The organism is Streptomyces ortus (genome assembly GCF_026341275.1).
In the GTDB taxonomy this organism is placed as follows: Bacteria; Actinomycetota; Actinomycetes; order Streptomycetales; family Streptomycetaceae; genus Streptomyces; species Streptomyces ortus.
Genome location: NZ_JAIFZO010000002.1, coordinates 4,557,839 through 4,581,023, shown reverse-complemented (window position 1 = coordinate 4,581,023; position 23,185 = coordinate 4,557,839). Strand labels below are relative to the sequence as shown.

Genomic DNA, 23,185 nt, shown 5'->3' with positions numbered 1-23,185 from the left:
GCCGACCGGCCGAGACCCGCAGCGCCCCGCTCCACCCGGCACCACCCCGCACGACCGACGTCCGCAGAAAGGCCGCCCCCGATGCCCCGCGATCTCGACCCGGGCTCCACCATCTTCTTCACCCTGACCATCGACGGCGAGAGCCTCGGTTACTTCAACGGGTGCGAGGGACTGTCGTCCGCGGTGGAGATCGAGCAACGCCAGGAGGGCGGCAACAACGGGTTCGTCTGGCAGCTTCCGTCCCGTGTCACCTTCTCCAACATCCGGCTGACCCGGCCGCTGACCCCCGACACGACCAAGGTCGCGGCCTGGATCTCCTCCGTGGCCACCGGCATCAAGCGGCCGACCGCCCAGATCGCCGCGCTGCGCGCGGACGGCTCCGAGGTGGCGCACTGGGGGCTGATCGACGTCCTGCCGGTGAGCTGGACGGGCCCCTCCCTGGACCCGGCCAACCCGAGCGTGGCCACCGAGGTCCTGGAGATCACCCACCACGGATTCACGGACTGAGGGGCGGGACACCACCATGGCCAAGGGAAGCAAGGGCGCGGGCAAGAGCCTCGTACGCGCCACGATCGCCATCCACGAACCGCCCGTCGGATCCAGCACCACCCCGGGCGGCCTGATCAAGACGTTCAACTTCGACTTCAACCCCTCGCAGCTGCAGCTGAACCGGCGCTCCCAGTGGAAGTCCACACCCGCCGCGGCCGTACGCGACGGCACGGTCCCGGAGTTCATGGGGCCCGAGCCGCGGCACCTGACGGTCGAGATCTTCCTGGACACGTCCGCCAAGCCGACCAGCAACGTCGTGCTGAAGAACGTGGAGTCCCTGCTGGACTGCTGCGAGGTGACGGCCAAGAGCATCGCCGCGAAACAGCCCTCGCCGCCCTGGGTGGTCTTCCAGTGGGGCTCGTTCTCCACGGCCCGCTTCACCTCGTACGTGAACTCCGTGGACGTCACCTACTCGCTGTTCAGCACGACCGGCGTGCCGATCCGCGCCACCTGCCAGGTGGCGCTGCACGAGATCCCCAGCACGGTCAAGGGCCAGAACCCGACCTCGGGCGCGCTCACCGCGCAGCGGGTGCACCGGGTCGTGGCGGGCGACTCCCTGCAGTCGCTGGCCTGGCGCGAGTACGGCAACGCGTCCGCCTGGCGCGCGATCGCCGAGGCCAACGGGATCGACAACCCCGCGCACCTGCCCACCGGTGTCGAGCTGGTCCTCCCCTCCGCCGAGGAGGTGCGCCACTGATGGCGAAGCCCTCTTTCTCCAACATCATCCACGTCACCATCGACGGCAAGAAGATCCCGCCGGACTACATCAAGCTGCTCGTCGCGGGCTGGGCCGACCTCGGGGCGGGCGTGCCGGGCGAGTTCCGGCTCACCTTCCGCGACCCGGACCGGGACGTGCTCGGCAAGCTGAACATCAGGTTCGGCTCCAAGGTGGTCCTCGCCCCCGTCGCCGACGGCCAGGGCGCCGGGAACCCGCTGATCACCGGTGAGGTCACCGGGATGGAGACCGACTACGACGGCACGGGCACGTTCAGTGTCGTGCGCGGCTACGACCCGGGCCACCGGCTGATGCGGGTGCGCCGGGTGGCCGCGTACCGCAACCAGACCGCCTCCGACATCGCGCGCAAGCTGGCCTCGATGAACGGTGTGGGGATCGGGAAGATCCAGACGACGAAGACGGTCTACGAGTTCATCTCCCAGTCCAACGTGACGGACTGGGACTTTCTCGCGCGGCTCGCCGACGAGAACGAGATGGTGATGTCGCTGGACGCCAAGGGGAAGTTCGAGTTCGCCGAGCCGGATCCGGCCTCCAAGGCACCCCTGTCGACCTCCCCCGAGGATCCCAACCCCCGGGTGCTGCGGGGCCGCGTGGACGTACTGCGCTGCCGGGCCGCCGTCACCGCCGCCGACCAGGTCGACAAGGTCGAGGCGCGCGGCTGGGACATCCCGACCAAGAAGAAGATCGTCGAGCTGACGAAGGCGGGCACCTACTCCGGTTTCTCCATCGGGACCACCCCGCAGAAGGCCGCCAACGCCTTCAAGGCCGCCAAGCTGGTCGAGACCGACACGCCGTACGACCGCAGGCCCGAGGTCAAGTTCGCCGCCGCCTCCCTCGCGGACGACCTCACCTCGTCGTTCGCCGAGCTGGAGGTCACGGTGAAGGGCAATCCCGTGCTGCGCCCCGGCGTGGCCATCGCGCTCACCGACGTGGGCGTCCCCTTCGAGGGCAAGTACACCGTCACCTCCGTACGGCACACCTTCGGCGCCGGCAGTCACTACGAGACGCTGGTGACCGTGAGCGGCCGGCAGTGGCGCTCCCTGTTCGGGCTGACGTCCGGCGGCGGCGCGTCCGCGCCCCGGCTGCCCAGTGTGGCCAACGCGCTCGTCACGGACGTACAGGATCCGCTGAAGCAGGGCCGGGTGAAGCTGCAGTTCCCGTGGCTGGACGACGCGTACGTCAGCGACTGGACGCGGACCGTGCAGCTGGGCGGCAAGGCGGGCGGCGGGATCTTCCCGATGGACGTCGGGGACGAGGTGCTGGTCGCCTTCGACCGGGGCGCCCTGGACCACCCGTTCGTCATCGGCGGCCTCTACAACGGCGTCGACAAGCCGACCGTGGTGAAGGACGTGTGGCTGCACGACCCCGTCAAGAAGAAGGCGATCCGGCACACCGTGTCCGACCGGGACGGCAATCGGATGGACCTGCTCAGCCAGCAGACCGGCCTGCGCAAGCAGGGCGTCCGGCTGGCCACCGGCAACGACCGGCTGACCATCAACCTGGACCGCACCAAGACCGAGATCACCGTGGACAGCAAGGGCGCCGTCAGCATCACGGGCGGTACCGCGGTGTCCATCGACGCGGGCACCAGTCTCTCGCTGAGCGCCCGGACCGGCATCAGCATCAAGAGCGGCGGGCCGCTCACCCTCCAGGGCCGCGGGATCGTCAGCCTCAAGTCGCTCGGCGGGGCCGTGTCCGTGGACGCGGTGGGCGCCCTCAACCTCAAGGCGGCCGGTGCCGCGACGCTGAACGCGGCTGGCACCGTGCAGATCAACACCATCGGCCAGGTGGGCATGCGGGCCGTCAACATCGACCTCATGGGCCTCGTGACGGTCAACAAGAAGCCGTACCCGATCCCGTGACGGCCGGGACGACCACGACGACGAGCACGACGACGAGCACGACAACGACCAGGACGAGAGGGCGGGTGGGTCACTGATGGCCGAGCAGTTCGTCGGTTCCGGCTGGGCGTTCCCGCTGCGCATCGGCCCCACCGGGGGCATCGCCATGGTCAGCGGGGAGCGCGAGATCGAGGAGGCCATCCGGCTGGTCCTGGCGACCGCGCCGGGCGAGCGGCCGATGCGCCCCGAGTTCGGCTGCGCCATCCACGACCTGGTGTTCGCCCCCGTCAACGAGGCGACCGCCGGCCGTATCCAGCACGAGGTGTACACGAGCCTCGACCGCTGGGAGCCGCGCATCGAGGTCAGCGACGTCGACGTGACCGCCGGCTCCGACACCGAGCAGGGCGTGCTCTTCATCGACGTCCGCTACTCGATCCGCGGCACCAACAACCCGCGCAGCCTCGTCTTCCCGTTCTACGTCATCCCTTACCACGAGGAGCCCGACATTCCCGGTGCGGGCGACTCCCCTGAAAGCGACCACTGATGGCACTGCCCTCCCCGAACCTCGACGACCGCCGCTTCCAGCAGTTCGTCGACGACGCCAAGCGCTACATCCAGCAGCGCGCCCCGGAGTGGACCGACCACAACGTCTCCGACCCGGGCATCACCCTGGTGGAGACGGTCGCCCACATGGCCGACCAGATCGTCTACCGGCTCAACCGGGTGCCGGAGAAGAACCACCTGGCGTTCCTGGACCTGGTGGGCATCACCCTCTTCCCGCCCTCCGCCGCGCGCACGGACGTCACGTTCTGGCTGTCCGCGCCGCAGGAGGAGCCGGTGCTGCTGCCGGTGGGCACCGAGGTCGCCACCACGCGCACCGAGAACCAGGAGGCCGCGGTCTTCGCCACCGAGGACGAACTGGCCATCGTGCCGTGCGAGTTGCGCTACCTCGTGCTGCAGCGTGACGGCGAGCCCGTCACCGACAGGACCGCCGACCTCGCCGAGGGCAAGGACCTGATGTGCTTCGCCGAGTCCCCGCGGCCCGGTGACTGCATGCTGATCGGGCTGAACGCCGCCGTGCCGCACTGCGCGGTCGCGATGGAGCTCGACAGCCGCGTCGACGGTGTCGGTGTGGACCCGCGCCAGCCCCCGCTGCTGTGGGAGGCGTGGACCGAGGACGGCTGGGTCGTCTGCGAGGTCGACCGGGACGGCACCGGCGGGCTGAACCGGCCGGGCGAGGTCGTCCTGCACATGCCCGGCGGGCACACCCTGTCGCGCACCGGTGGCCAGGAGGCCGGCTGGCTGCGCTGCCGGGTCACCGAGCCGCTGCCCGACCAGCCCTTCTACACGACCTCGCCGACCGTGCGGTCCGTGGACGCGTTCACGCTGGGCGGCACCACCACGGCCGTGCACGCGGAGACCGTGACCGACGAGGCGCTCGGCGAGTCCAGCGGCCTGCCCGGCCAGCGGCTGCGGCTGGCCCACTTCCCCGTGGTGGGCGACACGCCCCCGGTGCTGCTGCAGACCGCCGAGCACGAGGGCTGGACCGACTGGGAGGTCGTCCCGTCGTTCGCCGCGTCCACCCCGCACGACCGGCACATCACCCTGGACGCCGCGACCGGTGACATCGCCTTCGGCCCGGCGGTACGGGAGCCCGACGGCAGCCTGCGCCAGTACGGGGCGGTGCCCCCCAAGGGCGCCGTCATCCGCGCGCGCCGCTACCGCACGGGCGGCGGCCGGGCCGGGAACGTGGCGCGCGGCGCCGTCCAGGTGCTGCGCACGTCCGTCCCGTACGTCTCCGAGGTCGTCAACCGGGAGGCGGCGCGCGGCGGGGTCGACGGCGAGACGGTGGAGGAGGCGAAGACCCGCGCGCCCATCACGCTGCGCGCCCAGGAGCGGGCGGTGACCCTGCGCGACTACGAGGAGCTGGCCCGCCGGGCCGCGCCCGACACGGCGCGCATCACCTGCCTGGAGGGCGACGAGGGCGAGCACGGGGCGTACGCGGTACGGGTGCTGGTGGTCCCCCAGGCCGTACCGGACCCGGGTGGTCGGCTGCGGTTCGAGCAACTGGTGCCCGGCGACGCGCTGTTGCACCGCATCACCCGCCACCTCGACGAACGGCGCCTGATCGGTACGCGTCTGGCGGTGGGCCCGCCCTTCTACCAGGGCATCACGGTGGTCGCCACGGTGCACGCGTTCCGCGGGACCGACACGGACCGGGTACGCCGTCAGGCGCACGACGCCCTGTACCGGCACCTGGATCCGCTGACCGGCGGCGCCGACGGGCGGGGCTGGCGCTTCGGCCGGCCCGTGCAGTCCGGCGAGGTCTTCGCCGTCCTGCAGCGGGTCCCCGGCGTCGAACTGGTCGACGAGGTCCAGCTCCACCCGGCGGACCCCCTGACCGGCAAGCGCGGCGACCCCACGGACCGCATCGACCTGGCCGCCCCGTCCCTGGTCTTCTCCTTCGACCACCGCGTCCGAGTGATCGGAGACCGCGCGTGACCCCCCGCCGGCCGAAGACCTCCGGCCCCCGCCCGCCCGCCACGGCCCCGCGGGGGTCCCGGGTGCGGACCGCGCACGACGGGGTCCGCCGTACGGCCACCGCGTCGCCGCGCCCCGCGGGGCGTACGGCCGGGGCCGCCCGTCCGGGCCGTCCGGTCGCGGGCTGCTCGGGTGCCGCCGCCGCGGTCCCCGGCGGGTACGCGCGCGCGAAGGGAGTGCGGCCGTGAGGGGTTCCATCGACGGGCTGGGATCCTCCGCGCCCATCGGGGAGACGCTGCCCGCCGTGTTCGCCGACGACGATCTGGCGCAGCGGTTCGTCGGCGGGCTCGACGACGTCCTCGCACCGATCCTGGCCGTCCTCGACAACCTGGACTCGTACTTCACGCCGTCCCTGGCACCGGTGGACTTCACCCGGTGGCTGGCCGGCTGGGTCGGCGCCGAGACCGACGGCAGCGAGCCCGAGGACCGGCTGCGCGCCGCCGTCGCCGCCGCCGCATTCCTGCACCGGGTACGGGGTACCAGCCGCGGCCTGTCCGAGGCCGTGCGCCTGGTGTTCGGCGTGGCCCCGGAGATCACCGAGAGCGGCGGTGCCTCCTGGGACGCCCGGCCGCTCGGCCCGGTCCCCGGCGACCGCCGCCCGCGCCTGCACGTCGCGCTGCGGCTGCCCCACCCGACCCAGGCGGACGAACACCGCCTGGACAGCCTCGTGGCAGCCGCCCGCCCCGCCCACATGCCCTACACGGTCCAGGTGACCGCCACCGAGAGGACTCCCGAGAGATGACCAGCCAGAACTCCGGCACGGGACAGGAGCCGGCGCGCAGCTGTGCCGAGTGCGGCACCCGCGCGGAGCCGGGCCAGTCCTTCTGCGATTCCTGCGGTGCGGTACTCGGCTGGGGCACCGGCCGCAACGCCGCGGCCCCGGTGGCCGCGGGAGCCGCGACCCCGGCGCGGGACTCCGCGGCCGGCCGCGGGACCGACAACAACGCGGGCGGCACGCCGGGCGGCAACCGGGGCGGCGAACCGGCCGGCGAACCCGGCTGGGACGGCTTCGCCGTGCCCGCCGCCGGTACGGGCACGGCCCGCACGGGCCACGACACACCGGCCCCGGCGGCCGGTTCGCCCGCCGCCCCCGCCTCCGCCTCCGCCGCTGGGGACGACACCCACCGGCGCGCCGCAGGGGCCACCGGCCCGGCGGCGGAAGGCCGGCCGGACCGGAACGGCGGGACAGGCGGCGGTTCGGGCAGCACCCCGCCCGCCTCGTCCACCCCGCATGCCTCGTCCACCCCGCCTGTCCCGCATGCCCCGACCGCGCCGACCGCCGCCATCCCCGAGCAGCGGAACCCCGCCCCGGCCCCGGCGCCCGCCTCCCCGGCAGCCCCCGACCCGGCCGCGCCCGACATCTTCTCCGCTCTCACCCCCCGCACGGCCGGCGGCGCCCACACGGACGACACCGACACCGAGCCGAGGGTGGCCCTCGGCCACGGAGCCCCGCCCCCCTCCACCGCGGACAGCGCGGACGAGCGGGCCAGGTCCCTCCTCATCCCCGTGAACGACCCCGAACCCCGGGCTCCCGTCACCCCCGCCGTCGCCCCCGTACTGCCGGGCGTCCCGCTGGCCGGCCGCCCGCAGGTGCGCGCCCCGGGCCCCGAGTCCGGCCCCCAGGACGGCCCGCCGTGCCCGTGGTGCTCCACCCCCAACCGGCCCGACCGGCACTTCTGCGCCCGCTGCGCCATGCCCATGGAGGGCGGCCCGCGCCCGCCGGAGCGGCAGACCTGGTGGCGCCGCCTGCTGAACTTCGGCAACCCGGTCAACCCGTGGGCCGGTGAGCGCCCCCGCCTGCGCCGCGGCTTCGGCCGCATCATGAACTGGGTCGTCGGCGCCGCCGTACTGGGCCTGGTCATCGCCCTCATCCTCAACATCGGCGACGGGATCAACGCGACCCGCGACCACTTCGCCAAGCGCGCCCCGGTCGGCCCGGACAGTGTCAAGGCGTCCCGTTCGTACCCCGGTCACAGCGCTCAGCTCGCCTTCGACGGCCTCAGCAACACCTGGTGGGGCCCGGGAGTCTCGCAGTCCGGTGAGGGGGAGTGGGTGGAGGCCCGGTTCGACACCCCGACCCGGCTGCTGGACGTGGTCATCACCTCCGGCGTCTCGGCCAAGCAGGAGCACCTTCAGGAGTCGGCCCTCCCCAAGCGTGTCGAGGTGCAGATCACGACCGCCGACGGCAAGAAGAGCAACCGCTTCATCACCCTCGACCGGCTCGCCGGCGGCCAGGCCCGCAAGTTCCGGGTGGGCGAGGTCCGCGCGGTGCGGTTCATCCTGCAGTCGGCCTACGCCGCCGACGCCAAGAAGCAGGTGTCCATCGCCGAGATCGAGTTCTTCGGCCGCTCCAACACCAGCAGGTCGTAGCAGGTCCAGCAAGGTCGTGATGAGCGCCACGGTGTCGACAAGGGCTGAAAACGGCCATCCCTGATGACTTATGACCCACCCCGACCGCATCATGTGCAGGTTGTTGTCTCGCGATGCGGTCGGGGTTGACGTGGCCATACGGTTGAACCGAATACGCGCGGCGGGCGCCGTGGCGGGCTGCGCCCTGCTGCTCGCGGGCTGCGGCGGTCCGGACGGCGGGAACGGGCCGGGCGCCGCCGACCGCGAGCCCCTCACGGTCGCCAAGGCCCCCGCCCGGATCCCCGTACCGCTGGGCAGGGGCAGCAAGGTCGACAGCGACTTCAACGGCGACGGCCACCGCGACCTCGTACTCAACGATCTGGTGAAGCGGGACACGCACGGGGACGACGCCGGCATCGGGATCGTGTACGGCTCGGCCGACGGACTGGTGCCCGGCGCACGGCAGTTGCTGAGCCCGGCGCGGCACGCGGCCACCACCAAGGGGCAGTCGCCCGCCGTCTTCGACGCGGAGGCGAGCTGCGACCTGGACAAGGACGGCTTCACCGACCTCGTCGTGTCGACCGACCCGCCGTACGACGGCCAGGGGCAGCCGCCGGTGCCGTTGCAGATCCTCTTCGGCTCCGCCCGGGGCCTGTCCGGCAAGGCGGTCAAACTGACGATCCCCGCGCAGGCGCGCTTCGGCAACGACTGGCCGGACCAGCCGGTGTGCGGCGACTTCGACGGCGACGGGGCGGCCGACCTCGTTGTGCACGCCTCCGACGGCCGCCTCAGCCATCTGCGCGGCCCCTTCACCCGCAAGGGAGCCCCGAAGGCGGCCGGCGCGCCGCTCGCCTCGCCCGGCAACGCCCCGGCGGCCCCCGCGGTGGACGTCGACGGCGACGGCTACGACGACCTGCTGGTGCGTACGGCCGAGGGGTCCGGCACCTCCGACTCCTCCCTCGTCCTGGGCGGGCCGACGGGCCCCACCGGCACCGCGGTCGCCCTCCCGAAGGGCGTCGACGTCGCCTTCGGCCAGTTCGGCAGGGGCAAGGGCCTCGACGCGGCCATCGGCACGATGCGCGGCACGGCCCTGCGGTACGAGGTCCCGGGCACCCTGCGCGGTGAACTGGCCGTCGCCGGCACGGTCCTGGACACCGGGGACTTCGACGGCGACGGACTGAGCGAACTGGTCTCCAGCGGCTCGCGGTTGAGGATCCTCAAGAGCCGCGCGGGCGGCCTGTCCACGACCGGCATGGTGACCGTGCAACCGCCCGCCGGGGGCACCACCCGGGTCCTGACGGTGGCCGACTTCGACGGCGACAAGCGGGCGGACCTGGTGGTACGCGCCTACCGCGGGGACACCGAGGACACGATCGCGGTATACCCGGGCGCGAAGAAGGACCTGATCGCACGGAAGCCGGCGCTGACCTTCTCCACATCGGACTTCCTCGGCGCGGAGCGCTGATGCGCCACGCCGACGGGGCCGCGCGTCCCTGCGCCTGAAGTGAGCCCGACAGTCCCCCCAGGGGGCCGGCGCTCACCGCGGCACGGGGACCTCTGCGTCCCGACGCAGATGCCGTATGAGCCCGGCGAGCCCGACGCCGGTCGCTTCCAGCACGGTGCCGGGGTCTTCGCTTTCGCGGAGGAGGAGGGTGGAGTGGGCGGCTCCTATCTCCAGGCAGTTGGGGCCCTCCTGGTCGCCGGAGAACGAGGACTTCTGCCAGGGAGCCTGTGCCGTGTAAGGGTTTCTCATTGGTCCAGGGTCAGTCGGTGGATGAAGTCCCTCGACTCTACGATGCCCAATGCCGACTTCTGCACCTCCACGAAAGACCGGCGATACCGGTCGAGTTGCGCCTCCGCGTCCAGGAAGGTGCCTGCGTGCGCGGCGTCCAGCAGGACCGTGTCCAGCGCCGGGACGGGACCCCCCAGAAGCAGGGTGGCGTAGAGGACCTTGAAACCGTCCACGTCGAACGGCACGACACGCAGGGTGACTTGGGGCCGCTCGGACTGCTCCAGGATGTGGCGCAGCTGCCGTCGGGCGACACCGCGATCGGCTCTCCTGATACGGAGAGCGGCTTCGTGGATCACCACCTCGTACACCATGTCGTCCCGCTCAAGAACCTCCTGGCGCCGCAGCCTGAACAGCGCTCTGGCTGTGCGCTGCTCCTCCGCCATCCCCCAGAACGTCTCGCCGTAGAGCGCTTGAACGTGCTCCTCGGTCTGCAACAGACCGGGGATGCTCACCATCTCGAACGACCTCAAGTAGGTCGCGTGGTACTCCAGTTCGGCGAGATCGACAAAGCTCCGCGGGAGTCGACCGCGATACTTCTCCCACCATCCGCGCACCCGTTCGGTCGCCATGACCGTCAGCGCGTCGACGAGTGGGCTGTCTCCGACTCCGTAGTGACTGGCCAGGAACCGGACGCGCTCCGCGCTCACCCCGACCCGGGCCGTCTCCACGTTGGAGAGCTTGCTCTCGTTGATCCCCGTCGCACGGGCAGCTTCCCGAAGTCCCAGCCCTGAGCGCTCCCGCAGCTTGCGCAGCTCCGTGCCCAAGCGCTCCTGCCTCACCGTGATCACGGTCCTGGCGACCATCTGCCCCTCTCTTCCCATGCGTTACGTGACTCAAGGTAGGGGAGTAGCTTGACCCGGGTCAAGCTACTCCCCTACCTTGAGTCACGTAACGAACACCCAGCGGAGCGGAAGCGCACCGTGCTGCCATGCCTACGGCAGCGCGAAACAGCCACCACTCCGTCCCCACCCCCACCCCGTGACGGGAGCCCGCATGCCCACGTCCGCGCCCAAACCCGCACCCGCACCCGCACCCCCGCCCTGGGAGTACACCCTCTACATCCCCCACGACCCCCGAGCCGTGGGCATCTGCCGTCGGGCCCTGCGCGACATCCTGACCAGCCACCACCTCCCCGGCCTCGTGGAACCCGCGGAGCTGCTCGCCTCCGAGCTGCTCGGGAACGCCATCCGCCACACCAAGGGCCCCGCCGCCCTGAAGCTCAGACAGTCCGGCCCCACCCTCCGCCTCGGCGCCTGGGACACGGACCCGATACTCCAGGTGTCACACAGGTGAACCGAGCGGACCCACCGGACCCCCGCGGTCTCGGCCACCCGGCCACCCGTTTGAAGCCACCCCCGCCCTCTGGAGGCCCCCGTGCGCATACGGACGTACGCCACCCTCGCCACCGCCGTCGCCGCGGCGGCCACCTCGGCCCTGGCCCTCGCCCCCACGGCAGCCGCCCTCCCCTCCCCCTCACCCTCCACCAGCGACTTCAACGGCGACGGCTACGCCGACCTGGCCGTCGGCGTGCCGGACGCCGCCGTCGCGGGCAAGGCGAGAGCCGGGTACGTCAACATCCTGTGGGGCGGCAAGAGGGGCATCGGCGCCCACGGCAGCATCCGCATCACCCAGGCCACCGCCGAGGTACCCGGCACCCCCGAGGCGGGCGACCGCTTCGGCGCCTCCGTGGCCCTGGAGGACCTCAACGGCGACGGCATCGCCGAACTCCTCGCCGGCGCCCCCGGCGAGGACATCACCGGACGCGGCACGGACGCCGGCGTGGTCGTCGTCGTGGGCGGCGCGAAGGGCGGCCCCGGCCCCGGCGCCAACGTCACCACCGGCCCCGCCGCCTCCGCCGCGTACGGCCTGTCGGTCGCCGCGGCCGACCTGACCGGCGACGGCAGCAGGGACATCGTGGTCGGCGGCAGGGACAAGGTGGTCCTGCGCACCGCCGACGGCCTCGCCGCGACCGTCGTCAGCGCCCCCATGGGCGGCCGGGCCCCGATCCTGACCACCGGCGACTTCACCGGCGACGGCGCCGCGGACCTGGCGGTGGGGTACTGGACGAACGACCCGTTCACCCAGTCCCACGTACGGATCTGGGCGTGGGAGAGGGCCGAGCAGGCCCTGGCCAACGTGTGGAACACCGACAACGCCGGCGTCTCCGCCCTCGCCGCCGGCGACTTCGACGGCGACGGCCACGACGACCTGGTCCTCGGCGAGTGCCGCGAGATCGCCGACGAGAACATCGACGACCCGTGCGGCCCCGAGGAGTACGCGAAGGGCGGCGGCATCCACATCCACTACGGCGCGGGCTCCGACGGCTCCTTCGGCTTCCGCAAGCAGACCCTGAACCAGGACACGGCCGGCGTACCGGGCCGCGCCGAGGACGGCGACCGCTTCGGCGCGGCCCTCGCCGTCGGTGACCTCGACGGCGACGGCCGAGACGACCTCGTCGCGGGCGCACCCGGCGAGGCGATCGGTACCAAGGCCGGCGCGGGAGCGGCCACCGTGCTGTTCGGCAGGAAGGACGGCCTGGTCGACGAGTCCGGCGACAGCGTCGCGGTCGCGTACAACCAGAACACCCCGCGCGTACCGGGCGCCGCGGAGGCGGGCGACGCCTTCGGCGCGGCCGTCGCGACCGGCGACTACGATCACGACGGCAGGAAGGACCTGGCCGTCGGCTCCCCCGGCGAGAACGCCAACTCCGGTGGCCTGTGGGCCTTCCCGCGCGCGAGCGTCGACGGCTCCTATGCCCTCACCCCCGCCCGGCTGGACCTGCCCGCCCCGACGAGCGCGCTCACCTACGGCAAAACCCTGAGCAGCCTCTGACAAAACGTCGGCCGACCTCTGACGGACCCCCTAGGGGATGTCACAGGTCGGCAGCAAAGCCGGGCCCGACGCCCCGGGCCCGGCCCGTGACTCAGCGGGACCAGGTACGTTCGATTACGTGGCTGGATTCAGGATCGGACGCGGCCGGGACAACCGCGCGCAGCAGGCGCCTCCGCAACAACAGCGGCAGCAGCCGTACGGACAGCAGGCCCCCCAGGGCGGCCCGTCGTACGGCTATCCCCCCGCGCCCGGGGCCCACCCTCAGCAGCCCCGGTACGGCGGTGGCGGCGGCAACGGCCCGCAGCAGTGGCCGCAGGGGAACGGACACGGCGAGCCGGAGTACTTCGGCGACCCGGGCCACTCCCCGCAGGGCCGTCACCCCCAGGGCCACCAGCCCCGGGGTCAGCAGCCGCAGGGCCACGACCCGTACGCGGCGAACCAGCCGGGCCACACGACGGCGTTCTCCGTCGGCGAGGACCCGTACAACCAGGGCGACACCTACCGTGCGGGCAGCACGCCCGCGCCGCCCGTCGGCCCGCCCCTGCACTGGAAGGAACTGCTGAGCGGCGTCGTCATGCGCCCGAACCAGACCTTCCTGCACATGCGCGACTACACGATGTGGGGCCCCGCCCTCATCGTGACGTTCCTCTACGGCCTGCTGGCCGTCTTCGGCTTCGACGGCGCCCGCGCGGACGCCATCAACGCGACCCTGTCGAACGCGGTCCCCATCGTCCTCGTGACGGCGGTCGCGATCGTGCTCAGCGCGTTCATCCTGGGCGTGGTCACCCACACCCTGGCCCGCCAGCTCGGCGGCGACGGCGCCTGGCAGCCCACGGTCGGCCTCTCCATGCTGATCATGTCGCTCACGGACGCGCCGCGTCTGGTCGTCGCGATGTTCGCGAGCGGCGACGCGCCCTTCGTACGCATCCTGGGCTGGGCGACCTGGGTGGCGGCCGGCGCGCTGTTCACGCTGATGGTCGGCAAGTCGCACGACCTTCCGTGGCCCAAGGCCCTGGGAGCGTCGGCGATCCAGCTGGCCGCGCTGCTGTCGATCATCAAGCTGGGCACGTTCTAGCAGTCCCGCACACGTCCCGCGCAGGGGAGGCCGGCCGCTCGCGGTCCGGCCTCCCGGCATGTCCGGCCCCGGGTGGAGCGCATGTCGCATGGGTGCCCGGCGCGCCCGACGGGAGCACCATGGAAGCCATGGACGCTACGAAAGCCATGGCCGCCACGGACGCCACGGACGCTACGGACAACGCCACAGACGCACGCGACGCCTTCGCGGAGGTCAGCGCACCCGGCCGCGTGGCCGCCCCCGACGAGGGGATCGGCCACGAGGAACTCGCCCTCGCGGCCCGCAACCACGGCCTCCCCCTGGAGGCCCTGCGCTACGACGTGACCCCGCCCGGCCTGCACTACATCCTCGTCCACTACGACATACCGGCCGCCGACGCCGACACCTGGACCCTCAAGGTCCACGGCCGCGTCCGTACGCCCCTGACCCTGGACCTGGCCACCCTGCGCGCCCTCCCGCGGGTCACCCACCGCGTGACGATGGAGTGCGCGGGCAACGGCCGGGCCCGGCTCTCCCCCCGCCCCGTGAGCCAGCCCTGGCTGGTCGAGGCGGTCGGCACGGCGGACTGGACGGGCGTACCCCTGCGGACGCTGCTCGCCGAGGCGGGCGTGGAGCCGGACGCCGTCGAGGCGGTCTTCACGGGAGCCGACCACGGAGTGGAACGCGGCGTCGAGCAGGACTACGCCCGCAGCCTCACCCTCGCGGACGCCACTGCCGCCGCCCCAGGCCCCGAGGTGCTGGTGGCGTACGAGATGAACGGCGCCCCGCTGCCACCGCAGCACGGCTACCCGGTGCGTCTGATCGTCCCCGGCTGGTACGGCATGGCCCATGTGAAGTGGCTGACGGACATCGAGCTGACCGACACTCCGTTCACCGGTTTCCAGCAGTCGGTGGCGTACCGCTTCCGCCAGTCCCCCGACGAGACCGGCGAACCGGTGACCCGTATCGCCCCGCGCGCGCTGATGATCCCGCCCGGCTTCCCCGACTTCATGTCCCGCACCCGGGTCGTACGCCCCGGTCCCGTGCGGTTGGAGGGGCGGGCCTGGTCGGGCCGGGCTCCGGTCACGAAGGTCGAGGTCAGCGCGGACGACGGTGCGTCCTGGCAGACCGCCGAACTCGCCGCGCCGGAGAGCGGCCCGTGGTCCTGGCGCCACTGGCACACACCGTGGACGGCGACCCCCGGCCGCCATGTCCTGACGGTCCGCGCCACGGACGCCGAGGGCGCGGCCCAGCCTCTCACCCAGCCGTGGAACCGGGGCGGCTTCGCCAACAACGAGGTCCAGCGGATCCCGGTGGTCTGCCAGTAGAACGACCACCGGGATCCGCCTGGGGCCGGTCGGCAACTCCTCAGGCGGCTGCCCGGCTCCAGGCGGGCCCGGCGGGCCGAGGCCGGGTGGTGAGCCAGACACTCGCACCCGGCGCGACGCGCGCCTGCCGCGGCCCGCGGAACCCGAGGTGCCGCAACTGGTCCCCGTGCCGGGCCGACATCGTGACCGCGACGGCGGTGGCGTCCTGCTCGTCGACGGCCCGCAGCCCCGGAGCCAGCAGCCCGTCGACCACCGTACGGTCCCAGGCGTCCGTCTCGTCCGGAGCGCAGACGGCGACCAGCGTCCAGTACGGCGCCGACTGCGGAGGCAGACAGAAGACGGACGCGTCGGCGGAACGCCTGGTGGACCTCCCCGTGGAATGCCCGGTCGAAAGCTCACGGGAGAGAACGCTCTTCAGCCGCGGGCCGGGAGGATCGGTACCGGTTCCGGGCGGCAGCCAGATGGCGGCGGCCAGCAACGTGCCGTCGTCGTCCCGCTCGGCCACCCACACCCGTCCCTCCTCCAGGGCGTGATGGGCCAGCACCAGCCGCATGGCGCGCTGAGCCTGCTCCGAGTGCCCGGCGGAACTCCGCGTGATCAACCGCACCACGGCGGGCACGTCCACGAGTCCGGCGGCGCGCACGGCGGCCCGTACGGGAATCTCAAGGGTGGTCATGGTCATTTTCGACGTTCACTACCTTCCGACAAACATGGATCAGATCGATACGAAACGGTTTCGTACACTCAACCTACGTAACCCAAAACCGAAACGCAAGCGTTTCTATAACGGGCCACCAGACCATCCAGGCCGTCCGGACCCGACCGAACCGGACCCGACCGAACCGGGCACGGACTGTCGGGTCCGGCAACGTAGGACGTTCCTAACGTGGGGGACGCAAAGGAAGGAGGCCGAGTTGCTGGAGCGACTGAACGAGGCTCTGGAGCACATCGAGTCACGGCTCGATCAGCAGATCGAGGTGACCGAGCTGGCGCGGATCGCGATGACGTCGGAGTACCACCTCCGCCGGCTGTTCTCCGCGCTGGCGGGGCTCCCGCTGTCCGAGTACATCCGGCGCAGACGGCTCACCGTGGCGGGCGCCGAGGTGCTGGCCGGGGAGCGGACGCTGCTGGAGATCGCGGTGCGGTACGGCTACGGCTCGGGAGAGGCGTTCGCGCGGGCGTTCCGCGCGGTGCACGGCGTGGGCCCGGGCGAGGCCCGCCGAACCGGAACCTCGCTGACCTCCCAGCCCCGGCTGTCCTTCCGCCTGGTCATAGAGGGGAGCAGCAGTATGCGCTACAGGATCGTACGGAAAGAGGCGTTCCAGGTGGTGGGGAAGAGGATCAGGGTCCCGCTGGTCCACGAGGGGATGAACCCGGAGATCGCGAAGTTCATCCGAGGCCTCCCCCCGGAGACAATGCAACGGATCAAGGCCCTGTCGGACCCCACCGACCCCTCTGTCCAGCAGCCGCGGGGAATCGTGGGGGTGAGCGACAACCTCGCCCCGAGCAGGGCGGAGGGAACGGAACTGGACTACTACCACGCGGTGGTGACGGACACCGGGACGACCGTCCCGGAGGACCTGGACTCCCTCACGGTCCCACCGGGAACATGGGCGGTCTTCGAAAGCTCGGGCCCGTTCCCGCTGGCACTGCAGCACATGTGGCGGGACGTGTTCACGCAGTGGTTCCCGTCCAACCCGTACGAGAGCAGGCCGGGTCCGGAGATCCTCCGCACCCACCTGTCGAAGGACGCCACGGAGGCGGACGCGGAACTGTGGATCCCGGTGACCCGCACGACACCCTGACGGCGGGGCAGCCGCTCGACGCTCCCGCGAACGTCAGGCGTCTCAGGCGTCGAGCACCTGCCCCGCCCGCTTCACCACAGGCGGTTCAACACTCCACGGAAAGTTGATCCACTCATCGGTGCGCTTCCACACGTACTCGCACTTCACCAGGGACTGCGACTTCTCGTAGATGACCGCGGAGCGAACCTCGGCGACGGCGCCGACGCAGAAGTCGTGGACGAGCTTCAACGTCTTGCCGGTGTCGGCCACGTCGTCCGTGATCAGCACTTTCTTGTCGGAGAAGTCGATGGCGTTGGGAACGGGGGCCAGCATGACCGGCATGTCGAGAGTGGTCCCGACCCCCGTATAGAACTCCACGTTCACGAGGTGGATGTTCTTGCAGTCGAGGGCGTAGGCGAGCCCACCGGCCACGAAGACACCGCCGCGCGCGATGCTGAGCACGATGTCGGGCGCGTACCCGTCGTCGGCGATGGCCTGAGCAAGCTCACGAACGGCACTCCCGAACCCTTCGTACGTCAGGTTCTCCCGCACGTCACTCACGCTCTCCCCTCCCCGCTCCCCTCGTCGCCGCTCACACCTGGGTCCGATGGAAGTTGAGGAAGGAGCGGGAGGCGGTCGGGCCGCGCTGCCCCTGGTAGCGGGACCCGTACCGGTCGCTGCCGTACGGGAACTCGGCCGACGAGCTGAGCTGGAACATGCACAGCTGCCCGATCTTCATCCCCGGCCAGAGTTTGATGGGCAGGGTGGCGAGGTTGGACAGTTCGAGGGTCACATGCCCGGAGAACCCGGGGTCGATGAACCCGGCGGTGGAGTGGGTGACGAGCCCGAGCCGCCCGAGCGAGCTCTTGCCCTCGAGCCGCGAGGCGAGGTCGTCGGGAAGTGAGATGACCTCGTACGTGCTCGCCAGCACGAACTCCCCGGGGTGCAGGATGAACGGCTCGTCCCCCTCGGGCTCGACGAGCCGCGTCAGATCCGCCTGCTCGACGGAGGGGTCGATGTGGGGGTAACGGTGGTTCTCGAACACCCGGAAGTAGCGGTCGAGCCGCACATCGATGCTGGAGGGCTGCACCATGGATTCGTCGTAGGGGTCGATCCGTACACGCCCGGCGTCGATCTCGGCCCGGATGTCCTTGTCAGAGAGAAGCACGCCCCGAGGATACGCAGAGCCCGGGGGCCCGCCACAATCCGGTGATCGTGGCGGGCCCCCGGGCTCCTGAACTACTGACCGCTGCCGGCACTGCTGTCTGCCGACCGCTCAGCGCTTCTCGAACTCCACCGGTACGACGTTGCGGAGCCGGGTGCAGCGGGGACAACGGATCAGCCGGCCAGGACCGAGCCGCTCGGCCTGCTGCATCGGAAGTGATGCGGTGCTGAATACGTGCCCCTCGGCACAACGGACGACGGTGCTGCGTTCCATCAAGTCCTCAGAGTCCCTTCCCCACGAGCCGCGTCTGACTGAAGAGGAAGCCACATTACGGGATGAAAGGGACGGCCTTCCAGGCGGCACTCCGATCCCACCCGCCCCCTCTCCAGCTCCTCCACCGTACGCCTCAACTCCCGCGCATCGCAGCCCCGTCCACCCCCCGAAACACCCCTGGACCCCACGGCTTCAGCACCGGGGGCCTGGCATGAGGTATGGTGAATCCGCGTTTCCGACACCGGCACGAACGACATAAATCCGGCGTCTCACGCGGGTGTAGTTTAGTGGTAGAACATCAGCTTCCCAAGCTGAGAGTGCGAGTTCGATTCTCGTCACCCGCTCCACGCAGAACCCCCAGGTCATTGACCCGGGGGTTTCTTGTTGTCTAGACCGGTGAGCGGGGCGCGCACCACATCCGCACCACAAGGCGTGGCTAGCTGCCGGTGGGCTCCTCCGAGTGGTGCGCACGGTCCCCGCTGTGGTGCTTCGAGCGCTCGGCCCGGACCATGTCGTCGAGCCCGGCCGCCACGTCGCGCTGCCGCTCCTCGTCGGAGTGCTGGTAGATCAGTGCGGCCTTCTCCGAGGACTGTCCGGCCCGGACCATCGTGTCCTTGAGGGTGGCGCCCGAGCGGGTCGAGAGGGTGTGGCCGGTGTGACGAAGGTCGTAGAAGCGGAAGCCGTCCGGAAGGCCGGCGGCGGCACGGGCCCGGCGCCACTTCCGACCGAAAGACGTACGCCGAAAGGGTGCCCCTTTCTCCCCGACAAAGATCAGGCCGTCAGGCCCCTTCTCGGCGAACCAGGCAAGATGCTGCCTCGCCTCCTTCCGGAGGAAGGCCGGGAGGACGACGGCCCGGACACCCGCGTCAGACTTGGTCTCACCGGGAGCACGCTTGCCGTTGGTCCGCTCCGGCTCGGCGACACGGACGCTGATCACCAGGTTGTCGAGGTCGACATCCCGCCGGCGCAGACCAGCCAGTTCCTCGGGTCGCATGGGACCGTACGCGCCGAGGTAGACCATGAGCCTCCAGCGGATACCGATCGAGTCGGCGAGAGCGTCGACCTGGGCAACAGTGGCGATACGCCGCTCAGCGGCAGACTCCTTGCCCGCGCCTTTGATCCGGCACGGATTGCGGCTCACCAGGTCGTCATCAACGGCCGTCTCGAAGATGCCCTTGAGGAGGCGGTACGCCTTGGCAACGGTGGTTTTGGCCTTGGTGGTGCGAAGCCGCTCAGCCCGCCATTCACGGACACGAGGAGCGGTGATCTCGTCCAGGTCGAGCGTGCCGAATGCCGGAAGAATGTGGAGCCGCAACAGGTGCTTGTACAGGTCAACGGTGCGAACGGCCAGCTCCCGCTCCTCGACCCACTTCTCTGCGTAGATCCGGAAGTTGACTGCCCCTACGTCCGGAGCACGCCAGTCCCCGCGGCTGAGATCTGCCTCAACCTGGGACAGCCAGACCTCTGCATCCTTCTTCGTCTCGAAGGTCTCGTCAGCGCGAATGCGCTCACCGTCGGGCCAGCCCCTTTGTGGCAGCTCTGAGTACTCCGTGCGTTCAATCCGCGTCGTAGGTACCGGGGTCGTGCCACATGGTGCCAACCAATCTGACTTGCGACTTTTGATAACTGTCAGATGGTCGAGTTTCAGTAATCTTAATGTATCCCACTTGCTGGTAATCGGTGGCGATACAGAAAGAATCCCCAACACCGGCCGGCAGGTCTTCGTCCGTAGCTTGCGCTTCGTCGAAAGCTGCACGACAATTCGCCAGCGATGGCGTACCAGTAAATGAAACCAATTTCTGGTCTCCGTAGGCAATGCTAATTATTACAGCCTGCCCCTCACGTCGTCTCGCCCTAAGATCAACGTATTCCTCGTTTCGAGCAGCTGGCTTAGCATCAAAATCCACCCCCTCATGACCCAACAGGATCGGACTAACAGTCCATGAGGTCACCGCTTGCGAAGGCGTTTCCACCTGCGACGATGCTGTGTCTGCCGAGCTGGGCTCCGCTTCCTGTGAGGACGGCACTTCAGGTGCGGGTTGTGATGGAGAGGCGGGCGGAGATGTCGTCGAGGTGGTCGGCGCCAGAGGATTGCTCTCGATAGGCCGAGCATCCGATGCTTGTGCACCACCATCTTCCGTTTCGAAGATGATACTGACCAAAGCAACAACGAGGGCAAGAGCGAGAAGCGATGCGCTGACGCGGACCAGCATCATCCGCTGCTTCACCAATCCGGCGAGCGTTGCGATTACCGCCCCCATAGCAACAAGGAGAGTCGCCCATTGCGCTAAATTCATGATGCTCCGACTCCCTAAAGCAATCGTCAGGCACTCGCCTGAACAACCCAAGCAGATCGCAGCCAGTTCGCAGATGCCGTATGGCACTAGCGTTGACGAACTGTGACACTTCAGCGCATCTACGACTCCTTCAGCATGTCCGCCGCAGCTCCGACCCCGCCTCACCACGCTGGTCAACAGTGATGGATGGCTTCAACGGCCCGTTGGGTCGTGCCACAGCACCTCAGCTCAGTGGTCTGTAAGCCACCGCCGCAAGGCACGGCAATCAGACCAACTGAGTTACAACTCTCTCTACTAGTTCAAGTGCGGCTCGCTCCGCTCCCCGCGCGCGGCCCGGCCCCCAGCCGGGCCTGCGCTCCTGTCTCCGCCCCGCTCCAGCCCGACCGGCGCCCCGTGCCGCGCTCAGAGCATGCAGCCGCCTGATGCCAAAGAAAGGGGTACGTCGTGGCTGGGGCGGTCGGCTCCACGGCTTTACGGAGCCACTTTGGCGCGAGCCTCGAAGATCATGGCCCCAACGTCGTGCTTTACCGGGCAGGTCCACAGACTGCCCGACGCGCCGGAAGCTTACGGGGCCATGATCACTCGCGCCAAAGCAGCGCCACCCCAAAGCCGCTCCACCGACCTCGCATTCTCTTCTCAGGCTTTTCGCCGGTATTCCTCGTTCGCTGCGGCATTTGAAATCTGACTTCTCACGTCTTTCAAGATCACCAATACGCGATCCCTGATGTCGATCCAGTCGGACAGGCTGACGTATTCCTCGCGGCCGTGCGCGATATCATTACGATGCCTCAGCAAGCGCTTGTCGATCGTGGACTGATAAATCTCGTGACGGCTTGCGTCGCAGCCGATTGAATGCATGATGTCCGCGAAAACCTCAAACTTCAAGTTCGATCGGGTGCGAATCGTTGAAGAAACATAAGGAAGGTTAGCGGGTAGAGTGTCGGCCTCCCTTAGCAAATCGACAATCGCCGTATGCGCGGAAGAGTTTTTCGAGGCCTCGCCCCGACCTAGCTGCGCCCTAAGAGCAACGGCTGCGATCTCGGACCGCAATTCGTTCACCTTGAGTCCTTTTCTGCTTATGTACTCAAGATAGGCGCGAGCGCCCTCTTTTACGTAGCCCTCCCAGTGAGCGTAGACAAGGGCCAGGCCCCCGCGGAGTACCCCGGCGACCTGATGGGCCCGACATGATGAAGCAACCTGCTCCCAAAGCTGCATCTCGTGGGTCCGCCATTTGAGGTCTTCCGTCAACGACGACTCAAGATGATCAATCGTGCGGATGGTGGTCATCGTCAACTCGCCACAAAGATTCGACCACCCACAGGGCCCATCATCGGCACGCGCGATGTAGCACGCACGCCAGCGCCCGAGTACTTCCGGAACTGCTCGTCGTTCCAAAGTTCAGAGAGCTTAGCGCGTAGCAAGGCTTCCTGGGCGCTACGCTCCAAGGCTTTCCAGCCATCGATATTCTGAGCAACACCGAGAGTCACCGCTTCAAAAGCGGATACACTAAACGCCCCTGAAGGCCGCTCCTTTCGGACGTCGTAACGCCGGAAAATATCTGGACCGAACGAGGAAAGCACCTCGAATACGTTCTCAAAAACTACTTGCTGCTCCGCGGAGTTGAAGTCTGGAGAAACAGCCATTTCTAGAACCTGATCCGAAAGGAAAGTGTCCATGTCGGCGAAGCCCTTTAGCTGTGACGAGGTGGCGTTTCGCAGGACAAAGAATCGAGTTGCGAGCTCCAAGTCGTACTGTTCGGAGATCTGCCTACCAGTGAGCGGGGTGCACTCCAAAAAGGGCCCTTCTGAGCGCAGGCGATCCAGCCATTCGAAGAAGCTAGAATTTATCATCAACAATTGAGCGGTCCTGACCTCTTGCGGAGAAGTCGGGACGCCACCGCTGTTCAATCTGTCGAAGAGTTCATATTTGACGCGGTCGTCAGATTCACGCAGCAGAATCCTGAAATCCAGGCGCGCTCGCTTGAAGTGGATTTTCAGCTCAGGGGAGAAGTGTGGCGCGTCGGTTGCGAAGGTCATCCCTTCCAGGGAGGGCAGATACTTGGTCTTGGTTAGCTTGCTCGGCGGGTAAATCTCGCCCGTACCTTCGTCTCGAAGCTCCCCCATAAATGACAGGATCGTTGATAGTCGCTGAAGTCCGTCAACAACCTCCCACACGCCGTCTTCTCGCTGCGCGACGAAGATAGTGGGGAGTGGAATGTCCAACAAAATTGATTCGATCAGACGAGACTGCTTCTCGATAGGCCATCGGAACAGCCTTTGATACTCGGGCCTGATTTGGATTTCTTTGTCGCGATAAAGGTTTATTACTTCACCGATCGACATCGTGTAGCCGTCTGATCGAATATTCTGACGGCTACTTTCAACTTCTTCAAGAATGCCCATTGGCTGTGCCTCCTCGGCGGCGGGTAGACAGGGACGCAACGGTACCTCCCGACTTCGGTGTAAGAGGGGCGTAGTAGCGAAGTTGTCTGCGGCACCACACGTAAGAACCTCGGCCGCGACTGCGGCGGCTCACAGGTGACGCTGCCTGGACTGTGTCTGCATCCGGACGACGACGGCACACTGCTCTGTAGCTCAGCCAACTGCGCGCCGGCATCACCAGGCTCGCTGTGCGGCTGCGGGTG

The 23,185-nt window shown here is 69.3% G+C and carries 22 protein-coding genes, 1 tRNA gene and 1 pseudogene; 15 read left to right on the top strand and 9 right to left on the bottom strand.

Going from position 1 to position 23,185, the window contains the following annotated elements; translation table 11 throughout:
• Positions 1-81: 81 nt before the first annotated feature.
• The 9 genes from K3769_RS23610 to K3769_RS23570 all read left to right on the top strand — a co-directional run bounded on the left by K3769_RS23610 (position 82) and on the right by K3769_RS23570 (position 9,481).
• Positions 82-507 (top strand): phage tail protein, encoded by a 426-nt coding sequence (locus K3769_RS23610; protein ID WP_267028350.1) that lies wholly within the window; start codon positions 82-84, stop codon positions 505-507.
• Positions 508-523: 16 nt separating this feature from the next.
• A complete protein-coding gene (locus tag K3769_RS23605; protein ID WP_267028349.1) occupies positions 524-1,246 on the top strand; it encodes a CIS tube protein in 723 nt (240 codons plus the stop codon).
• A complete protein-coding gene (locus K3769_RS23600; protein WP_267028348.1) occupies positions 1,246-3,147 on the top strand; it encodes a VgrG-related protein in 1,902 nt (633 codons plus the stop codon). Before K3769_RS23605 ends, K3769_RS23600 begins: the two co-directional genes overlap by 1 nt.
• A gap of 76 nt (positions 3,148-3,223) precedes the next feature.
• The gene (locus K3769_RS23595; protein ID WP_267028347.1) at positions 3,224-3,670 is read left to right on the top strand and encodes a GPW/gp25 family protein; all 447 of its coding nucleotides are present in this window, start codon (positions 3,224-3,226) and stop codon (positions 3,668-3,670) included.
• A complete protein-coding gene (locus tag K3769_RS23590; RefSeq protein WP_267028346.1) occupies positions 3,670-5,628 on the top strand; it encodes a putative baseplate assembly protein in 1,959 nt (652 codons plus the stop codon). The genes K3769_RS23595 and K3769_RS23590 overlap by 1 nt, the downstream gene beginning before the upstream one ends.
• Complete coding sequence (locus tag K3769_RS23585) at positions 5,625-5,855, top strand: hypothetical protein (RefSeq protein ID WP_267028345.1); 231 nt, start codon at positions 5,625-5,627, stop codon at positions 5,853-5,855. The genes K3769_RS23590 and K3769_RS23585 overlap by 4 nt, the downstream gene beginning before the upstream one ends.
• Positions 5,852-6,409, top strand: coding sequence for a phage tail protein (locus K3769_RS23580; RefSeq protein ID WP_267028344.1), 558 nt, complete (start codon positions 5,852-5,854; stop codon positions 6,407-6,409). Before K3769_RS23585 ends, K3769_RS23580 begins: the two co-directional genes overlap by 4 nt.
• Complete coding sequence (locus K3769_RS23575) at positions 6,406-8,037, top strand: NADase-type glycan-binding domain-containing protein (protein WP_267028343.1); 1,632 nt, start codon at positions 6,406-6,408, stop codon at positions 8,035-8,037. Before K3769_RS23580 ends, K3769_RS23575 begins: the two co-directional genes overlap by 4 nt.
• Positions 8,038-8,173: 136 nt before the next feature.
• Complete coding sequence (locus tag K3769_RS23570) at positions 8,174-9,481, top strand: FG-GAP repeat domain-containing protein (protein WP_372515165.1); 1,308 nt, start codon at positions 8,174-8,176, stop codon at positions 9,479-9,481.
• Positions 9,482-9,553: 72 nt separating this feature from the next.
• On the opposite strand, the gene K3769_RS23565 is transcribed toward K3769_RS23570, so the two are convergent.
• Both K3769_RS23565 and K3769_RS23560 read right to left on the bottom strand, forming a co-directional pair.
• Positions 9,554-9,769, bottom strand: coding sequence for a DUF397 domain-containing protein (locus K3769_RS23565; protein ID WP_267028342.1), 216 nt, complete (start codon positions 9,767-9,769; stop codon positions 9,554-9,556).
• On the bottom strand, positions 9,766-10,611 hold the full coding sequence (locus tag K3769_RS23560; protein WP_267028341.1) for a helix-turn-helix domain-containing protein: 846 nt from the start codon (positions 10,609-10,611) through the stop codon (positions 9,766-9,768). Before K3769_RS23560 ends, K3769_RS23565 begins: the two co-directional genes overlap by 4 nt.
• A 190-nt stretch (positions 10,612-10,801) precedes the next feature.
• On the opposite strand from K3769_RS23560, the pseudogene K3769_RS23555 reads away from it, so the two are divergent.
• From K3769_RS23555 to K3769_RS23540, 4 genes and pseudogenes are all read left to right on the top strand, one after another.
• Positions 10,802-11,077: pseudogene (locus tag K3769_RS23555) on the top strand (ATP-binding protein); the annotation flags it as partial.
• A 105-nt stretch (positions 11,078-11,182) separates the two neighbouring features.
• A complete protein-coding gene (locus tag K3769_RS23550) occupies positions 11,183-12,640 on the top strand; it encodes an FG-GAP-like repeat-containing protein (RefSeq protein ID WP_267028340.1) in 1,458 nt (485 codons plus the stop codon).
• Between the two features lie 37 nt (positions 12,641-12,677).
• Positions 12,678-13,715, top strand: a complete 1,038-nt coding sequence (locus K3769_RS23545) for a YIP1 family protein (protein WP_267028339.1) — start codon at positions 12,678-12,680, stop codon at positions 13,713-13,715.
• Positions 13,716-13,843: 128 nt separating this feature from the next.
• Positions 13,844-15,022 carry a sulfite oxidase gene (locus tag K3769_RS23540; RefSeq protein ID WP_372515014.1) on the top strand — a complete coding sequence of 393 codons (1,179 nt, stop codon included), beginning with the start codon at positions 13,844-13,846 and terminating at the stop codon, positions 15,020-15,022.
• 40 nt (positions 15,023-15,062) lie between these two features.
• Here the strand turns inward: K3769_RS23540 and K3769_RS23535 are convergent, their stop codons facing one another.
• Positions 15,063-15,698, bottom strand: a complete 636-nt coding sequence (locus tag K3769_RS23535) for a hypothetical protein (protein ID WP_267028338.1) — start codon at positions 15,696-15,698, stop codon at positions 15,063-15,065.
• Between the two features lie 238 nt (positions 15,699-15,936).
• On the opposite strand from K3769_RS23535, the gene K3769_RS23530 reads away from it, so the two are divergent.
• The gene (locus K3769_RS23530; protein WP_267028337.1) at positions 15,937-16,827 is read left to right on the top strand and encodes an AraC family transcriptional regulator; all 891 of its coding nucleotides are present in this window, start codon (positions 15,937-15,939) and stop codon (positions 16,825-16,827) included.
• 42 nt (positions 16,828-16,869) lie between these two features.
• On the opposite strand, the gene K3769_RS23525 is transcribed toward K3769_RS23530, so the two are convergent.
• Together K3769_RS23525 and dcd are read right to left on the bottom strand one after the other, a co-directional pair.
• Complete coding sequence (locus tag K3769_RS23525; RefSeq protein ID WP_267028336.1) at positions 16,870-17,367, bottom strand: phosphoribosyltransferase; 498 nt, start codon at positions 17,365-17,367, stop codon at positions 16,870-16,872.
• Positions 17,368-17,398: 31 nt separating this feature from the next.
• Positions 17,399-17,974: a dCTP deaminase gene (gene dcd, locus K3769_RS23520; RefSeq protein WP_217454233.1), complete on the bottom strand. Its 576-nt coding sequence runs from the start codon at positions 17,972-17,974 to the stop codon at positions 17,399-17,401.
• Between the two features lie 543 nt (positions 17,975-18,517).
• Here dcd and K3769_RS23515 point away from each other — a divergent pair.
• Positions 18,518-18,591 (top strand) — tRNA-Gly (locus K3769_RS23515).
• Positions 18,592-18,680: 89 nt separating this feature from the next.
• Here K3769_RS23515 and K3769_RS23510 read toward each other — a convergent pair.
• The 4 genes from K3769_RS23510 to K3769_RS23495 form a co-directional block, all read right to left on the bottom strand.
• Positions 18,681-19,805 (bottom strand): tyrosine-type recombinase/integrase, encoded by a 1,125-nt coding sequence (locus K3769_RS23510; RefSeq protein WP_372515164.1) that lies wholly within the window; start codon positions 19,803-19,805, stop codon positions 18,681-18,683.
• Complete coding sequence (locus K3769_RS23505; RefSeq protein WP_267028335.1) at positions 19,801-20,541, bottom strand: hypothetical protein; 741 nt, start codon at positions 20,539-20,541, stop codon at positions 19,801-19,803. Before K3769_RS23505 ends, K3769_RS23510 begins: the two co-directional genes overlap by 5 nt.
• 636 nt (positions 20,542-21,177) lie before the next feature.
• A complete protein-coding gene (locus tag K3769_RS23500; protein WP_267028334.1) occupies positions 21,178-21,828 on the bottom strand; it encodes an MAE_28990/MAE_18760 family HEPN-like nuclease in 651 nt (216 codons plus the stop codon).
• 2 nt (positions 21,829-21,830) lie between these two features.
• Positions 21,831-22,943 (bottom strand): DUF262 domain-containing protein, encoded by a 1,113-nt coding sequence (locus tag K3769_RS23495; protein ID WP_267028333.1) that lies wholly within the window; start codon positions 22,941-22,943, stop codon positions 21,831-21,833.
• Positions 22,944-23,185 lie beyond the last annotated feature (242 nt).

Bases quoted from the DNA above. Each gene is read 5' to 3' on its own strand.
- K3769_RS23505 (WP_267028335.1), bottom strand. From the start codon at position 20,541: ATGAATTTAGCGCAATGGGCGACTCTCCTTGTTGCTATGGGGGCGGTA.
- K3769_RS23535 (WP_267028338.1), bottom strand. From the start codon at position 15,698: ATGACCACCCTTGAGATTCCCGTACGGGCCGCCGTGCGCGCCGCCGGA.
- K3769_RS23610 (WP_267028350.1), top strand. From the start codon at position 82: ATGCCCCGCGATCTCGACCCGGGCTCCACCATCTTCTTCACCCTGACC.
- K3769_RS23495 (WP_267028333.1), bottom strand. From the start codon at position 22,943: ATGGGCATTCTTGAAGAAGTTGAAAGTAGCCGTCAGAATATTCGATCA.
- K3769_RS23560 (WP_267028341.1), bottom strand. From the start codon at position 10,611: ATGGTCGCCAGGACCGTGATCACGGTGAGGCAGGAGCGCTTGGGCACG.
- K3769_RS23575 (WP_267028343.1), top strand. From the start codon at position 6,406: ATGACCAGCCAGAACTCCGGCACGGGACAGGAGCCGGCGCGCAGCTGT.
- K3769_RS23540 (WP_372515014.1), top strand. From the start codon at position 13,844: ATGGACGCTACGAAAGCCATGGCCGCCACGGACGCCACGGACGCTACG.
- K3769_RS23605 (WP_267028349.1), top strand. From the start codon at position 524: ATGGCCAAGGGAAGCAAGGGCGCGGGCAAGAGCCTCGTACGCGCCACG.
- K3769_RS23545 (WP_267028339.1), top strand. From the start codon at position 12,678: ATGTCACAGGTCGGCAGCAAAGCCGGGCCCGACGCCCCGGGCCCGGCC.
- K3769_RS23600 (WP_267028348.1), top strand. From the start codon at position 1,246: ATGGCGAAGCCCTCTTTCTCCAACATCATCCACGTCACCATCGACGGC.
- K3769_RS23565 (WP_267028342.1), bottom strand. From the start codon at position 9,769: ATGAGAAACCCTTACACGGCACAGGCTCCCTGGCAGAAGTCCTCGTTC.
- K3769_RS23595 (WP_267028347.1), top strand. From the start codon at position 3,224: ATGGCCGAGCAGTTCGTCGGTTCCGGCTGGGCGTTCCCGCTGCGCATC.
- K3769_RS23590 (WP_267028346.1), top strand. From the start codon at position 3,670: ATGGCACTGCCCTCCCCGAACCTCGACGACCGCCGCTTCCAGCAGTTC.
- K3769_RS23500 (WP_267028334.1), bottom strand. From the start codon at position 21,828: ATGACCACCATCCGCACGATTGATCATCTTGAGTCGTCGTTGACGGAA.